The organism is Streptomyces sp. NPDC048352, assembly GCF_040651895.1.
Classification (GTDB): domain Bacteria; phylum Actinomycetota; class Actinomycetes; order Streptomycetales; family Streptomycetaceae; genus Streptomyces.
This window is the reverse complement of the sequence record NZ_JBEZKZ010000028.1, coordinates 13,277-27,087: the sequence shown is the minus strand read 5'-3', so window position 1 is coordinate 27,087 and position 13,811 is coordinate 13,277. Positions and strand designations below refer to the sequence as shown.

General features: G+C 75.9%; 12 protein-coding genes. 5 read left to right on the top strand and 7 right to left on the bottom strand.

Annotation, left to right across the window (positions count from 1 at the left end):
• Nucleotides 1–8: 8 nt before the first annotated feature.
• The 5 genes from AB0D45_RS16875 to AB0D45_RS16855 form a co-directional block, all read right to left on the bottom strand.
• Nucleotides 9–2,147, bottom strand: coding sequence for an acyl-CoA dehydrogenase family protein (locus tag AB0D45_RS16875; protein WP_362459452.1), 2,139 nt, complete (start codon nt 2,145–2,147; stop codon nt 9–11).
• Between the two features lie 98 nt (nt 2,148–2,245).
• Nucleotides 2,246–4,027 (bottom strand): protein kinase, encoded by a 1,782-nt coding sequence (locus AB0D45_RS16870; protein ID WP_362459449.1) that lies wholly within the window; start codon nt 4,025–4,027, stop codon nt 2,246–2,248.
• Nucleotides 4,028–4,037: 10 nt separating this feature from the next.
• Nucleotides 4,038–5,648: a serine/threonine-protein kinase gene (locus tag AB0D45_RS16865; RefSeq protein ID WP_362459447.1), complete on the bottom strand. Its 1,611-nt coding sequence runs from the start codon at nt 5,646–5,648 to the stop codon at nt 4,038–4,040.
• On the bottom strand, nt 5,645–7,234 hold the full coding sequence (locus AB0D45_RS16860) for a serine/threonine-protein kinase (RefSeq protein ID WP_362459444.1): 1,590 nt from the start codon (nt 7,232–7,234) through the stop codon (nt 5,645–5,647). The genes AB0D45_RS16865 and AB0D45_RS16860 overlap by 4 nt, the downstream gene beginning before the upstream one ends.
• Nucleotides 7,235–7,266: 32 nt before the next feature.
• A complete protein-coding gene (locus AB0D45_RS16855) occupies nt 7,267–8,271 on the bottom strand; it encodes a WYL domain-containing protein (RefSeq protein WP_362459441.1) in 1,005 nt (334 codons plus the stop codon).
• Nucleotides 8,272–8,385: 114 nt separating this feature from the next.
• Here AB0D45_RS16855 and AB0D45_RS16850 point away from each other — a divergent pair, with 114 nt between their 5' ends.
• The 5 genes from AB0D45_RS16850 to AB0D45_RS16830 all read left to right on the top strand — a co-directional run bounded on the left by AB0D45_RS16850 (nt 8,386) and on the right by AB0D45_RS16830 (nt 12,692).
• Nucleotides 8,386–8,799, top strand: coding sequence for a DUF3224 domain-containing protein (locus AB0D45_RS16850; protein ID WP_362459439.1), 414 nt, complete (start codon nt 8,386–8,388; stop codon nt 8,797–8,799).
• 96 nt (nt 8,800–8,895) lie between these two features.
• Nucleotides 8,896–9,543, top strand: coding sequence for a class I SAM-dependent methyltransferase (locus tag AB0D45_RS16845; RefSeq protein WP_361604227.1), 648 nt, complete (start codon nt 8,896–8,898; stop codon nt 9,541–9,543).
• 100 nt (nt 9,544–9,643) lie between these two features.
• Entirely contained in the window at nt 9,644–10,636 is a 993-nt protein-coding gene (locus AB0D45_RS16840) for an N-acetylmuramoyl-L-alanine amidase (protein WP_362459436.1), read from the top strand.
• A 117-nt stretch (nt 10,637–10,753) separates the two neighbouring features.
• Nucleotides 10,754–11,545 (top strand): hypothetical protein, encoded by a 792-nt coding sequence (locus AB0D45_RS16835; protein ID WP_362459433.1) that lies wholly within the window; start codon nt 10,754–10,756, stop codon nt 11,543–11,545.
• A 136-nt stretch (nt 11,546–11,681) separates the two neighbouring features.
• Nucleotides 11,682–12,692, top strand: coding sequence for an LLM class F420-dependent oxidoreductase (locus tag AB0D45_RS16830; RefSeq protein WP_362459430.1), 1,011 nt, complete (start codon nt 11,682–11,684; stop codon nt 12,690–12,692).
• Here the strand turns inward: AB0D45_RS16830 and AB0D45_RS16825 are convergent.
• Nucleotides 12,682–13,068: a hypothetical protein gene (locus AB0D45_RS16825; RefSeq protein ID WP_362459427.1), complete on the bottom strand. Its 387-nt coding sequence runs from the start codon at nt 13,066–13,068 to the stop codon at nt 12,682–12,684. The genes AB0D45_RS16830 and AB0D45_RS16825 overlap by 11 nt on opposite strands.
• A 24-nt stretch (nt 13,069–13,092) precedes the next feature.
• Nucleotides 13,093–13,731, bottom strand: coding sequence for a hypothetical protein (locus AB0D45_RS16820; protein WP_362459426.1), 639 nt, complete (start codon nt 13,729–13,731; stop codon nt 13,093–13,095).
• Nucleotides 13,732–13,811 lie beyond the last annotated feature (80 nt).

Sequence of the window (13,811 nt, the reverse complement as noted above, 5' to 3'; positions counted from 1 at the left end):
GATGACTCCTAGTCCCTGGGGAGGCCGAGAATCCGCTCGGCGACGACGTTGAGCTGGACCTGTGTGGTGCCCCCGGCGATGGTCAGGCAGCGGGACATGAGCATCCCGTGCACCGCCCGCTCCCCCGCGCCCTCGCACACGGCGCCCGCCGGGCCGAGCAGTTCGAGGGCCAGGTCGGCGGTCCGCTGCTGGTGGGGGGTCTGCACGAGCTTGCGTACGGACGCCCCGGCGCCCGGCTCCAGTCCGGACACCTGCTGGAGGGTGGTCCGCAGGCCGATGCAGGCGAGGGCGTGCGCTTCGGCGGCCAGCGCGCCGATGCGGGCCGGGTAGGAGCCGTCGAGCTCCGCCGAGCGGGCGATCAGCGCTTCCAGCCCGGTGTCGAAGGTCATCTGGTCGGCCATGTGGACGCGTTCGTTGCCCAGGGTGTTGCGGGCGACCTTCCAGCCGCCGTCGGCCGCCCCGACCAGGGCGTCGGCCGGCAGCAGCGCGTCCTCGAACCAGACCTCGTTGAAGAGGGCCTCGCCGGTGATCTCCTTGAGCGGGCGGATCTCGATGCCGGGGGTGTGCTTCATGTCGACGACGAAGTAGCCGAGCCCCTTGTGCTTGGGCGCGGCCGGGTCCGTCCGGGCGAGCAGGATCCCGAAGTCGGCGGTGTGGGCGGAACTCGTCCACACCTTCTGGCCGTTGACCTTCCAGGAGCCGGACCCGTCCCCGGTCCGCTCGGCCCTGGTGCGCAGGGAGGCCAGGTCGGAGCCCGCGCCCGGCTCCGAGAAGAGCTGGCACCAGGTGACGTCCCCACGCAGGGTGGGCAGGAGGTGGGCGGCCTGCTGTCCGGCGGTGCCGTAGGCGAGCAGTGAGGGCACGACCCAGGTGGCGATGCCGAGGTCGGAGAGCCTGACCCCGGCCTCCTTCAGCTCCTGCTGGACGACGAGCTGTTCGACGGGCCCGGCGCCGAGCCCGTACGGCGGCGGGAGGTGGGGGGCCGCGTACCCGGTGGGCGCCAGCGCCCGCCGGGCGGCGGCCGGGTCGAGGCCCCGGGCGCCCTCGGCGGCGGCGCGGGCGGCCGCCCGGTGGGCCTCGGCGGCGGGCGGGAGTTCCAGGCGCAGTTCGCGCCGGGCGCCGGCCGCCGCGAGGCGTACGGCGCGGGCGCGGTGGCCGTCGCCGGGGCCGAGGAGCTGGCGGGCGACGAGGGAGCGGCGCAGGTAGAGGTGGGCGTCGTGCTCCCAGGTAAAGCCGATGCCGCCGAGGACCTGGATGCAGTCCTTGGCGCAGGAGTACGCGGCGTCCAGGGCGGTGGCGGCGGCGAGTGCGGCGACGAGCGAGCGCACCGCGGGGGTCTCGGCGGCGCTGTTCGCCGCGTCCCAGGCGAGCGCGCGGGCCTGTTCCAGGCGGACCAGCATGTCGGCGCACAGGTGCTTGACGCCCTGGAAGCGGCCGATGGGGCTGCCGAACTGCTCGCGCGTCTTCGCGTACTCGGCGGCCGTGTGGACCGCCCAGGCGGCGGTGCCGCAGGCGTCGACCGCGAAGAGGGTGCAGGCCAGGTCCTGGACGAGGGCGGCGTCCAGGTCCAGCAGCCGGCCGGGCGCGACGGTGACCGCCCGCGCGCGGACCTCGGCGGTGGGGCGGGTGGGGTCGGCGCCCTCGTGGGTGCGGACGTCCAGCGCGTCGGCGTCCACCGCGTACCAGCGGGTGCCGTGCGCGGTTTCGGCGGCGAGGAGGACGAGGTCGGCCTCGCCGGCGCCGAGTACGGGGGGCGCGACCCCGTCCAGGAGGTGTGCGCCGCCTTCGACGGGAACGGCGGTGAGGGTGCCGGGGCCGAGGGCGACGGCCCCGATGCGGCCGTCGAGCGGTGCGGCCCCCGCCCGGTCCAGGAGTACGGAGGCCAGCGCGCTCGGCAGGAAGGGCCCGGGCAGCGCCGCCCGGGCGGCCTCCTCCACGACGACGGCCAGGTCCAGCAGGGTCCCGCCCTCCAGATGGGGCACCGCCAGCCCCGATTCCACCAGGCCGTCCCAGTAGCCGGGCCGCGCCCCCGTCCGCGGCGGGGCGTCGAGCAGCTTGCGCACCTCCTCGGGCGGTACGGTCCGCGCCACCCAGCCGCGTACGGCCTCGGCCAACTCCCGCTGTTCCTGCGTGATTCCGATGCCCATGCGCGGCAGATTAGAACACGTTCCAATCTGACGGAAGGTCAGATGACGGTGTTCTTCGCACGGGTCGCCCGCCTCCCGGCCGGGGGCGGGCGGCCCGCTCAGCCGGCCGGCACGGCCTTGATGGCGGCGCGGGCGATCGCCTCGACCGTCGGCCGGCACTCGGCCGGATCGGCGTCCGCCCCGGTGGCGCTCCACACGGAGACCCTGAGGTTCCCGTCACGCACCACGAGTTCGCAGGGGGCGCTCCACAGCTTCTCGTCGCCGATCTTCGTGCCCGTCTGCGCCACCTCCTGCACGGCGGTGTCCGACGTCTGCCGCTCGGCGGCGAACCGCTTGCGCTGTTCCTCCGGCCCGTCGCGGCCGCCCTCGCCGTCGAGCTTCAGGGACCAGTCCACGATCACGCGGGTCTTCCCCCCGCCGAACCAGTAGCAGCGCACCGCGGTGGTGGGGCCGTATTCGCTGCGGATCGGCAGGGCGGTGTCCAGGGTCGGCGCCCGTTCCGCGCCGGGCGGTACCGGGAGTCCGGCGGCCGCGGCGTCGCAGCGGTCCAGCCGGGTGTGCACCGCCTCGCCCCACCAGCCGCCGGGCTGGCGCCCGGTCACCCACACGCCGGCACCGGCCGCCGCCAGCACGACGGCCGCCACCAGCGGAACGGCCACGCGCCCCACTCCCCGGCGCGGTCCGGAGGCCGGCGCGGTCCGGGTGGCGGGCGGCGCCTCTGCCTGCGGCGCCTCCGCCCGCGGCGCCTCTCCCGGTCGTACGGCGGCCGGCCGGGCGGCGGGCTCCGGATCCGGAGTCCGCGCCGGCCCGGGCCCGCGGTCCGGGATCCGGACCCGCCCGGGCTCCGGCTCGCGCGCCGGCTCGGGAGTGCGCTCCGGCTCCGGACGGCGTGCCGGCTCCCGATCGCGCTCCGGCTCCGGCTCCGGGACCAGCTCGGCGACCACCGTCACCGGGTCCGGCTCCGCCGCCCGCCGGGGATCGGCGCCCCCGCGCAGCAGGCGGTCGATGGCCGCTCCCTGGTCGGCGATCATCCGGTGCACCGCCGGCGGCCACGGCAGTCGGCCCGCCGGGACGACCGGCCCGAGCAGCGCGAACAGCTCGGCCGGGGCCGGCCGGGCGGCCGGTGCCTTGGCCAGGCACCGCTCCACGACCTCGCGCAGCCCCGCCGGGACCGCGTCCAGGTCGGGCTTTGCGTGCACCACGTCGTACAGGGTCTGGAGGGTGGAGGAGCCCGCGAAGGGGTTGCGGCCCGTGACGGCCAGGTACAGCACCGACCCGAGGGAGAACACGTCGCTGGCCGCCGTGAGTTCCCGCCCCTCGGCCTGCTCGGGCGACATGAACGGCGGCGAGCCGATCACCAGCCCGGTGTGCGTCAGCCGGGTGTCGACGCCGCTCTCGGCCGCCCGCGCGATGCCCAGGTCGATCACCCGGACGCCGTCCTCGGCGAGCAGCACGTTCTCGGGCTTCAGGTCCCGGTGGACCAGCCCCGCCCGGTGGATCTCCGCGAGCGCCGACGCCAGACCGGCCGCGAGACGGCGTACGGTCTCCTCGGGCAGCGCCCCCACCGCCTGGACGGCCGCCCCCAGCGAGGGCCCGGAGACGAACACCGAGGCCAGCCACGGGGTCCTCGCGTCCGCGTCGGCCTCCATCACCGCCGCCGTGTACGCCCCGGACACCTTCCGGGAGGCGGCGACCTCCCGCCGGAACCGGGCGCGGAAGCCCTCGTCGTCGGCGAACCGCGCGAGGACCTGTTTGACGGCGACCAGCCGCCCGTCCGGCGCGGCACCCAGCAGCACCCGGCCCATCCCGCCCTCGCCGAGCACGCCCAGCACCCGGTACGGCCCCACGTGCGCCGGACCCGACGGTCCTATCGGCTCCATACCCGTCCCCTCATCGCGGCATCACCGCCAGTGCGGCGCGGGCCGTCGCCTTCGCCTCCGTCTCGCAACTCTCGGCCGGATGCCGGTCGCCGCCCAGCTCCACCCGCACGACGAGGTTCCCGTCGCGGACGGCCAGTACGCAGGTCTCCCCCGTGGCCGGGGTGTCCCAGTAGGCGGCGTCACCCGCCCCCAGTCCGGTCTCGGGTCTCCCCTCGCCGAACTCCGCGCGCTGGCGCTCCGTCCCGTTGGCGAAGCCGCTCCCGCTGCGCTTGAGATCCCAGCCGACGGTCGCGTGCGGTCCCGGCGGCTGGTAGGTGCCGCCGCCGCTCACCTCGTACGGCGGCTCGTACCAGGAACAGGCGGCCTTGGCGTCGTTGTCCAGCTCCGTGTAGCGGTCCTCGTCCTGCCGGCGCTCCGCCTGCGGCAGCGGCAGCTGTCCCGCCACCTCCGCGCACACCGGCATCCGCGCGTACCGGTCGGGTACGGCCGGCCCCTTCGCCGACGGTGACACCGGTGACCACGGGCTCAGCAGGTACGCCCCGCCGCCGAGCACGGCCGCCCCCGCGGCGGCGAGCACCACCAGCCCGCCCGAACGGCGGCGCGGCCCGCCCGCGGCCGGACCCACCGCCTGCGTGAGCACGGCGGTCGGCGCGGCCGCGGACACCCGGTCCGGGCCCGCTCCGGGCCGCCGCCCGGGCTCCCCCGCCGTCACCGCCGTCCGCTCCGGGTCACCGCCGAGCAGCCGCTCGATGTCCGCCCGTTGTGCGGCGATCAGCCGGTGCACGGCGGGCGGCCAGCCGCCGGGCACCGCCGGAACCGGCCCCAGCAGCTCCAGCAGCTGCTCCGGGACCGGGCGGGCGGCCGGCTCCTTGGCCAGGCACCACTCGACCACCGGGCGCAGCCCCGGCGGCAGCCCCGCCAGGTCGGGCTCCGCGTGGACCAGGTTGAACAGGGTTTGGAGGGTGGACGCCCCCGCGAAGGGGCTCCGGCCGGTGGCGGCCAGCGCGAGCACCGAGCCGAGCGCGAACACGTCGGCGGCCGGGCCCAGTTCGCGGCCTTCGGCCTGTTCGGGCGCCATGAAGGCGGGCGAGCCGACGACCAGTCCGGTCTGCGTCAGCTCAGCGCCGTCCGCGCCCTCCGCGGCCCGTGCGATGCCGAAGTCGATGACCCGGACGCCGTCCTCGGACAGCAGCACGTTGTCCGGCTTCAGGTCGCGGTGGACCAGCCCCGCGCGGTGGATCTCGGCGAGCCCCCGCACCAGCCCGGCCGCGAGGCGGCGCACGGTCTGCTCGGGCAGCGGCCCGCCGGCCTCCACCGCCGCGCCCAGCGACGGCCCGGGCACGAACACCGAGGCCAGCCAAGGGGTTTCCGCCTCGGCGTCGGCTTCCATCACCGCCGCGGTGTACGCGCCGGACACCCTCCGGGAGGCGGCGACCTCCCGCCGGAACCGGGCGCGGAAGCCCTCGTCGTCGGCGAACCGGGCGTGCACCTGCTTGACGGCGACCAGCCGCCCGTCGGGCGCGGCGCCCAGCAGCACCCGGCCCATCCCGCCGCGGCCGAGCTCGGCGAGCAGCCGGTACGGGCCCGCCGCCCGCGGGTCGCTCTCCCTGAGCTGCCTCATGGCCGCGCCATCACCGCCAGCGCGCTGCGGCCCGCGTCCCGGGCGACGGTCTCACACGAACCGGCGGGGTAGCGGTTGCCCTTCACCTGGACGTAGACCGTCTGGTTGACGTCGCGCAGGTACAGGACGCAGCCGGGGTCCTTGTCGTCGTCCGGCGGCAGCCACATCCCCTCCTCGGCGAATCCCAGGCCGAGGTCGCGCCGGATCCTGCCGCGGATGTACAAGTCTTCGTGCTCCTTCTTCGCCTGCTGGGCTCCGGTGCCGACCCCCGGCTCCGTGACGTACAGGCCCCACGAGACGTAGATCTCGTCGCCGTAGCGGCTGTGCCAGACGCACAGGTGGGACGGGCCGCCCCAGCCGTAGTTCTCGCTCTTGGTGAAGCCGTACCCCTGCGGGGCGTCGAAGTCGGCGGGCACCGTCACCTTGCCCGCGACGTCGGAGCACGAGAACGGCTGGGGCACGTACTTGTCGGCCACCTGGGACAGGGGCGTGGTGCCGGGCGTCGGCACGGTCTCCGGTACGACGGTGTAGTAGACGTCCTCGACGAAGGGCCGCCCGACCGTCAGTCCGGCGGCGGCGCAGGCCGTCAGCACACCGGCGCCGACCAGCAGCCGCGTACGCCGGCTCCACCGGCGCCGCGGCCGTACGGTCCGGCCGGCCGCCCCCGCGGCGGCGGCCGCCACGGGCTCCGGCCCGGGGGCCTGCGCGAGGAGCGCCTCGACCTGCGCCTTCTGCGCGGCGATGAGCGCGTTCACCGGCTCCGGCCACGGCCGGGCCGCCGGCGCGAGCGCGCCCACCATGGTGAGCAGCTCGCGCGGGGTCGGCCGGGCGGCCGGATCCTTGGCCAGGCAGGGGGTGATGATCCCGCGCAGCGCGGGCGGCACTCCGTCCAGGTCGGGTTCGGCGTACACCACGTCGTGCAGCAGCCTCGGGACGGAGTCCGCGGCGAAGGGCGGCCTCCCGGTGCAGGCCATGACCAGGGTGGCGCCGAGGGAGAACACGTCGCCGGCGGCGGTCGGTTCCCCGCCGGTGATCTGCTCGGGCGACATGAAGGCCGGCGAGCCGATCAGGGCGCCGGTGTGGGTGATCCTGGTCTGGTCCCCGGCGGCGCGCACGATGCCGAAGTCGATGACGCGTACGCCGTCCTCGGCGAGCAGCACGTTCGACGGCTTGAGGTCACGGTGGATCAGCCCCGTGCGGTGTACGTCGGCCAGGGCGTGGGCCAGCCCGGCCGCCAGTCGGCGCACCGGTTCCTCCGCCAGCGGACCGGCCGCCTCCAGGGCCTGCGCCAGCGAGGGACCGAGCACGAACTGCGAGGCCAGCCACGGTGTCGGGGCGTCGGGGTCGGCGTCCACGACCGGCGCCGTGTAGGCACCCGACACCTTCCGGGAGGCGGCGACCTCGCGCCGGAACCGCGCCCGGAAACCGTCGTCCTCCGCCAGTTCGGCGTGCACCTGCTTGACCGCGACCAGGCGGCCCTCCGGCGCGACGGCCAGCACGACCCGGCCCATCCCGCCCTGCCCGAGCACACCGACGGCCCGGAACGGCCCCGTCCCCGCCGACCCGCCCGGCCCTAAACCCTGCATGCGGCCCCCGCCCTCCCCGGTACGGGAGGGGATCATACAGATCCCTCGACTCCCGCCGCCGGTACGGGCACCGCATACCGGCCCGCCAGCACGGCCACCGCCCCGGCCACGGCCGCCCGCAGCTCCGGCGGACCCAGCACCTCCGCCTCCGCGCCCAGCCGGAGCAGGTCCCCCACCGCGACGTTCAGGGACTCCACCGGCAGCTCCACCTCCGCCCAGCCGTCCGCGTCCGGCGGCCCGGCCCCCTCCAGGGCCCGCACCCCCGGTGCCCCGAACTGCACGGGCAGCAGCCGCTGCGCGCGCGGCGAGAGCCGCAGCCGCGCCACGCCCTGGCGCAGCGCGGCCTCCAGACGCCGGGAGGACTCCGCCCAGTAGGCCGCCAGCCCGAACCCGACCGGCCGCTCGAAGCCCTCCCCGGTCTCCCGCACCGCCAGCAGCCGCGACACCCGGTAGGTGCGTACGCCGCCCTCGGCCGGCGCCGCCACCAGGTACCAGATGCCGCCCTTGAGGACGAGGCCCAGCGGGTGCAGCTCCCGCCGGCGCAGCTCCCCCGACCAGCGCCGGTACTCCGCCTCCACCACGCGCTGCTCCCACACCGCCCGCGCGGCCGCCGCCAGGTGGGGGACCGGGTCGGCGTCCCGGAACCAGGCGGGCGCGTCCAGGTGGAAGCGGTCCTGCACGCGCCGGGCCCGGTCCGCCGGCCCGGCCGGCAGCGCCGCCTGGAGCTTCAGCTGCGCGGTGGCCAGCACCGCCCCCAGCCCCAGCTCCCGCGCCGGTCCCGGCGCCCCGGCCAGGAACAGCGAGCCCGCCTCGGCGTCGGTGAGTCCGGTCAGCCGCGTGCGGTAGCCCTCCATCAGCCGGTAGCCGCCCGCGGGCCCCCGGTCGGCGACGACGGGCACGCCGGACGCGCCGAGCGCCTCGACGTCCCGGTAGACGGTGCGGACGGACACCTCCAGCTCCGCCGCCAGCTCGGGGGCGGTCATCCGGCCGCGGTTCTGGAGCAGCAGGAGCAGGGACAGAAGCCGGTCGGCGCGCATGGGGCCCATTGTCGGCCGGGCGGGACCGTACCTGACAGGGGGTGTCAGGTATGCCGCCCAGGCTGGTCGCAGCGCGGGGCCGGAACCCGCGCCGCCCGTCGAAAGGACCCGCCCATGCCCCCGCGCACCGCCACCGGCCACTTCACCTTCACCCGCTGGGAGGAGGACCCGGCCGGCCCGGCCGACGTGCTGCCGAGGCTCGCCCGGGCCTCGGTGGCCAACACCTTCTCCGGCGGCATCGAGGCCGCGGGCACCACCTGCGCGTACACGATCGCGTACCTGACGGCGACGACCGGCACCTACACCGGCATCGAGCTGCTCACCGGAAGCCTCGACGGCCGCGAGGGCGGCTTCGCCGTCGAGCAACGCGGCACGTTCCACGAGGACGGCACCACGCGCTGCTCCTTCGAGGTCGTCCCCGGATCCGGCACGGGCGAGCTGGCCGGCCTGCGCGGCACCGGCAGCTTCCTCGCCCGGCACGGCGAACCGTCCGTCCCCTACACCTTCGCCTACGAGCTGGACCGCTGACCCGCCGCCGGGGCGGACCCCGGCCATGGTGCCCTACCGGCCGGTAGGGCACCATGGGCGGCCAAGCCGCACCCGCTCACCGCCGGAGGAACACCCATGGCCGCCGCCGCTCCCAAGCCGGAGACCCTCGCCGCTTTCGAGGCCGCCAAGGGGTTCATGCCCGTGCGCGAGGGCCTCGCCCTGTACGCGGCGGCCGCCGGGGCCGCGGCCCTCGGGCTGCCGCTGCTGGAGGTCGGCACGTACTGCGGGCGCTCCACGATCCTGCTGGCCGACGCGGCCCGCGAGGCGGGGGTCCCCGCGATCACCGTCGACCACCACCGCGGCAGCGAGGAGCAGCAGCCCGGGTGGGAGTACCACGACCCGACGGTGGTGGACCCGGAGATCGGTCTGATGGACACCCTGCCGACCTTCCGCCGCACCCTGCACCGGGCCGGTCTCGAGGACCACGTGATCGCCGTCGTCGGCCGCTCGCCGCAGGTCGCCGCGGCCTGGGGCGGGAAGCTGGGCTTCGTCTTCATCGACGGCGGCCACACCGACGAGCACGCCACGGGCGACTACGAGGGCTGGGCCCCGCACGTCGCGCCGGGCGGCACGCTCGTCATCCACGACGTGTTCCCCGACCCGGCGGACGGCGGCCAGGCCCCGTACCGGATCTACCTCCGCGCCCTGGCCTCCGGCGCCTTCGAGGAGGTGTCGGCAACGGACTCCCTGCGCGTCCTGCGCCGCACGGCCGAGGGCGTCTGAGGGCGGTCCGGGCTCCGGTCCGACAGAACGACCATCACACCACGCCCTCGGATGGCGGATGGTCCGTACGGGGCCGGGGCGGGCGTTCTAGCATCGCGAGGTGCGCTACGACGACAGCCCCCCGCTTCCCGAGTCCCGATCCTCGATCAGCCCGGACCGGCCCTGGTTCGCGCGCCGGCCCGCCCTGACGGTGGCGCTGGCCGCGCTCGCCCCGGCCTGCCTGGCGGGCTGGGTGCTGACCCAGGTCCTGACCGGCCCGGGACCCGACGGGCGGCAGCCCGCGGGCATGCCGCTCACGGCCTCGCGCCCGGCGGCGGCGTCGGACGCGAAGTCCAGCGCCACCCCGGGCACCGGCCCGAGCGCCACCCCCGGCCCCGCCGCGGCGGGTACCGGTGCCCCGTCGGCCGCCCCGGCCAAGGGGCCGCTCGCCGGGCGGACCGTCGTCATCGACCCCGGCCACAACACGGGCAACTTCCAGCACGCCTCCGAGATCAACAAGCAGGTGGACATCGGCACCAACCGCAAGGAGTGCGACACCACCGGCACCACCACCAACTCCGGTTACATGGAGGCGGAGTTCTCCCTCGACGTCTCCCGCCGGACGCGCGCCCTGCTGGAAGCCAAGGGCGTCAAGGTGGTCTTCACCCACGAGGCCGACCGCCCGTGGGGTCCCTGCATCGACGAGCGGGCCCGGATCGGCAACGAGGCCGCGGCCGACGCCGTCGTCTCCGTGCACGCCGACGGCGCCTCCGCCGGCAACCGCGGCTTCCACGTCATCCTCCCAGCCCGGGTCAAGAGCGGTGCGGCGGACACCGCGCGGATCGTCGGGCCCTCCCGCGACCTCGGCGAGCGCATCGCCCGCAACTTCGGCCGCACCACCGGATCCGACCCCGCCAACTACCTCGGCAGCGGTACCGGATTGGTGGTCCGCGACGATCTGGGCGGACTCAATCTCTCGACCCGGCCCAAGGTGTTCCTCGAATGCGGCAACATGCGTGACGACAAGGACGCGGCGCAGCTGATGAATCCGGAGTGGCGGCAGAAGGCGGCCCAGGGCATCGCGGACGGCATCGTGGGCTTCCTGGGCGGGTAGTTCACGGGGAGTCGTCCAGGGGCGGCCCGCCGCCCCGATCCTCTCGGCCGCGTGAACCTCCGTACCATGGGGGCGCCCGCTCCGCCCCAGCCAAGACCGAGAAGGACACCCCAAGACGTGAACATCCGCTCCCTCACTCGAGGTGACGGCGTGGTGATCGGAGCAGCGGTACTGCTGTTCATCGCCTCGTTCCTCGACTTCTACTCCGCCACCGGCCTGGACCTCCCGAGTGCGTGGGACACCGACGTCTACGGGCTGGCCCTGCCGACGGTCTTCCTGACCGGCTTCATCGCCGCCGGCCTGCTGATCGCGGCCCGTTTCCAGCCCGAGGGCCGCAAGCTCGGCGGCCTGACCCTGACGGCGTGGGGCACCGTACTGGCCGTGGCGGCGGCCTGGGCCGCGCTGTGGTCGCTGATCACCAGCCCGGCCAGGGCCGACCTGGGCGCCGGCTGCATCATCGCCTTCCTCGCCAACCTGGCCCTGGCGGGCGTGGCCATCGCCGGTCCGAAGATCCCCGCGCTGGCCGGGCCGCTCGTGCCCGAGCCGCGTCCCGCCGCCCCCCAGCCGTACGGCGCCCAGCCCGGCAGCGGGTACGGGTACCCGGGCGGGCAGCAGCCGCAGGGCTACGGGGGCAACCCGCAGCCGGTTCCGCCCTACGGCGGCACGCCGGCGCCCGGCCCGCAGGACGCGGCGGCCGCCCCGGCGGCGGACTTCACTCCGTTCTGGTTCGCGGTTCCGGTGGCCCGGCCCCTCTACGGCGAGGACGGCTCCCCCGTCCCGGTCGCCGAACTGACCCCGGGCACGTGGTACCTGGCGGTCGACCAGCGCGGCCCGTCGGCCCTGGTGGCGCAGACCCAGGACGGCCGGCGCGGCGTCCTCAACGACACCTCCGGGATCCAGCGCGGCTGACCGCCCGCCCCGTCACGGCCCCCCGCCCGCCCGGGCGGGGGGCCGTCGCGCACTTCCCGGCGGGACGCGCGTGCCCTACAGTCGCCTTCCGCTACCTGACGCACCGTCAGATCCGGCTTCGCGGAGGGGACCGTCCATGCGCCTGGGACTCGCACTCGGCTACTGGGGGCGCGGGCCCGCCCCCGCCCACCTCGACCTCGCCACCGAGGCCGAGCGCCTCGGCTACGACTCGGTGTGGACCGCCGAGGCCTGGGGCTCCGACGCCTTCACCCCGCTGACCTGGATCGCCGCCCACACCTCCCGCATCCGGCTCGGCACCGCCATCGCCCAGATGGCCGCCCGGACCCCCACCGCCACCGCCATGCACGCCCTCACCCTCGACCACCTCTCCGGCGGCCGCATGATGCTGGGCCTCGGCCTGTCCGGGCCGCAGGTGGTGGAGGGCTGGTACGGCCGCCCCTTCCCCGCGAGCCCGCTCACCGCGACCCGGGAGTACGTGGACGTCGTCCGCCAGGTGCTGCGCCGCGAGGCCCCGGTCACCCTGGACGGCCGCTTCCACAGCCACCCCTACCGCGGGCAGGACGGCACCGGCACCGGCCGACCCCTCAAGCCCATCACCCACCCGCTGCGCGCGGACCTCCCGCTGCTCCTGGGCGCGGAGGGCCCGAAGAACATCGCCCAGACCACCCGCATCGCGGACGGCTGGCTCCCCCTGTACTGGTCGCCCACCCGCACCGACGTCTACCAGGCCTCGCTGACGGACCTCCCCGACGGGTTCATGATCGCCCCGATGGCCCGGGCCCAGGTCTGCGACGACGTCACCGAAGGGCTGCTCCCGGTCAAGGCGATGCTCGGCTTCTACATCGGCGGCATGGGCCACGCGGCCCGCAACTTCCACGCCGACCTGATGGCCCGCATGGGCTACGAGGCCGAAGCCCGGCGCATCCAGGAACTGTTCCTGGCCGGGCGCAGGCAGGAGGCGGTGCTCGCCGTCCCCGACGCGTTCGCCGACGAGATCTCCCTCGTGGGCCCCCGGGAGCGGATCGCGGAACGGCTGGAACTGTGGCGCAAGGGCCCCGTCACCGACCTGCTCGTCACGGCCCCGGACCCCCGCACCCTGCGGGTGCTGGCAGAGCTCAACTGCTGAGGCCGGGCACCACGTCGAGGAGTTCGCGCAGGTCCAGCGGCATCACGGCGATCTCCATCGTCCCTGCGCCTTCAAGGGCGCAGGCCACGATCCGCGAGCCCGGGTTGATGGAGATCCCCTCCCGGACGGAGGGGGCCCGTACGGCGGTGGCCCGGGCGCCCGCCAGGGGCACCGCCGGGCCCCGCCCGGGCTGCCAGCGGGCCGCGCCCTGGTCCGCGTACACCCGGCCCGGGCGCCAGCGGCCCTCACCGGCCGGGATCCGGGCCATGCCCGGGATCCCGGCGGGGGTGCCGGCGGCGAGGCGCTGCCGGTGCCTGCGCCGCAGCAGCCACCCCAGGCCGGCCGCCGCGAGGGCGCACAGCAGGAACTCGATCACACCGGCCATTCAAGCAGGCGGGTCTCAGCCGGTCAGCTGCGAGGTGCTCGGCACCCTGTCCGTCACCACGGCGCCCGAGCTCTTGCCCGCGTCCTTGACGCCGTTGATGACGCTGTCGAAGGCGTCGATGTCGGCGTCGCCCGCGTCGCCCTTGCGGAGCTTGCCGGCCAGGCCCTTGAGGGAGTCGATGCCGGCGGTCAGCGGGCCCATCGCCTTCGACAGCAGCGGGTCGCCCTTGGCGTTGTCGGCGGCCGCCTTCAGCCGGTTGTACGCGAAGGCCCCGGCCAGACCCGCCTTGATCAGCGCGAAGGTACGCCCCTTGGCGCCCTTCTTGAACTTGCCCTCGCGGTACGGCTTGATGATCCACTGGTACGTCGCCCCGGCCGCGAGACCGGCGTTGGCGACGAACCGCGTCTTGGCGAACTTCTGCTTCTCGGCGGAGGTGCTCGGCGAGGGGGCCGCGGCGGCCAGCTCGTCGGCCTCGGCCGCGTCCGGCTCCGCCACGGCGAGGACGGCCAGCTCCGTGGCGGCGGCCGAGGAGACCTCATCGCGCCGGCCACGGTCGCCGCCGTTGCCGCACGCGGCGGCACCGGCCAGCAGCGCGGTGGACAGCACCACCGCCGTGAGGGCTCGACGGAAACGGACGCTTGCGGGTACGGGCACGGTTGCCTCCGGGGGGCTGAGGTGTCCCCCGCAGCCTCACCCCGGGCTCCGGCCCCCACCACCCGGGGGACCCGTTCGGG

Excerpts from the sequence above, each read along its gene's own strand:
- AB0D45_RS16870 (WP_362459449.1), bottom strand. The coding sequence starts at position 4,027 with ATGGAGCCGATAGGACCGTCGGGTCCGGCGCACGTGGGGCCGTACCGG.
- AB0D45_RS16845 (WP_361604227.1), top strand. The coding sequence starts at position 8,896 with ATGGCCGCCGCCGCTCCCAAGCCGGAGACCCTCGCCGCTTTCGAGGCC.
- AB0D45_RS16830 (WP_362459430.1), top strand. The coding sequence starts at position 11,682 with ATGCGCCTGGGACTCGCACTCGGCTACTGGGGGCGCGGGCCCGCCCCC.
- AB0D45_RS16865 (WP_362459447.1), bottom strand. The coding sequence starts at position 5,648 with ATGAGGCAGCTCAGGGAGAGCGACCCGCGGGCGGCGGGCCCGTACCGG.
- AB0D45_RS16875 (WP_362459452.1), bottom strand. The coding sequence starts at position 2,147 with ATGGGCATCGGAATCACGCAGGAACAGCGGGAGTTGGCCGAGGCCGTA.
- AB0D45_RS16860 (WP_362459444.1), bottom strand. The coding sequence starts at position 7,234 with ATGCAGGGTTTAGGGCCGGGCGGGTCGGCGGGGACGGGGCCGTTCCGG.
- AB0D45_RS16855 (WP_362459441.1), bottom strand. The coding sequence starts at position 8,271 with ATGCGCGCCGACCGGCTTCTGTCCCTGCTCCTGCTGCTCCAGAACCGC.
- AB0D45_RS16850 (WP_362459439.1), top strand. The coding sequence starts at position 8,386 with ATGCCCCCGCGCACCGCCACCGGCCACTTCACCTTCACCCGCTGGGAG.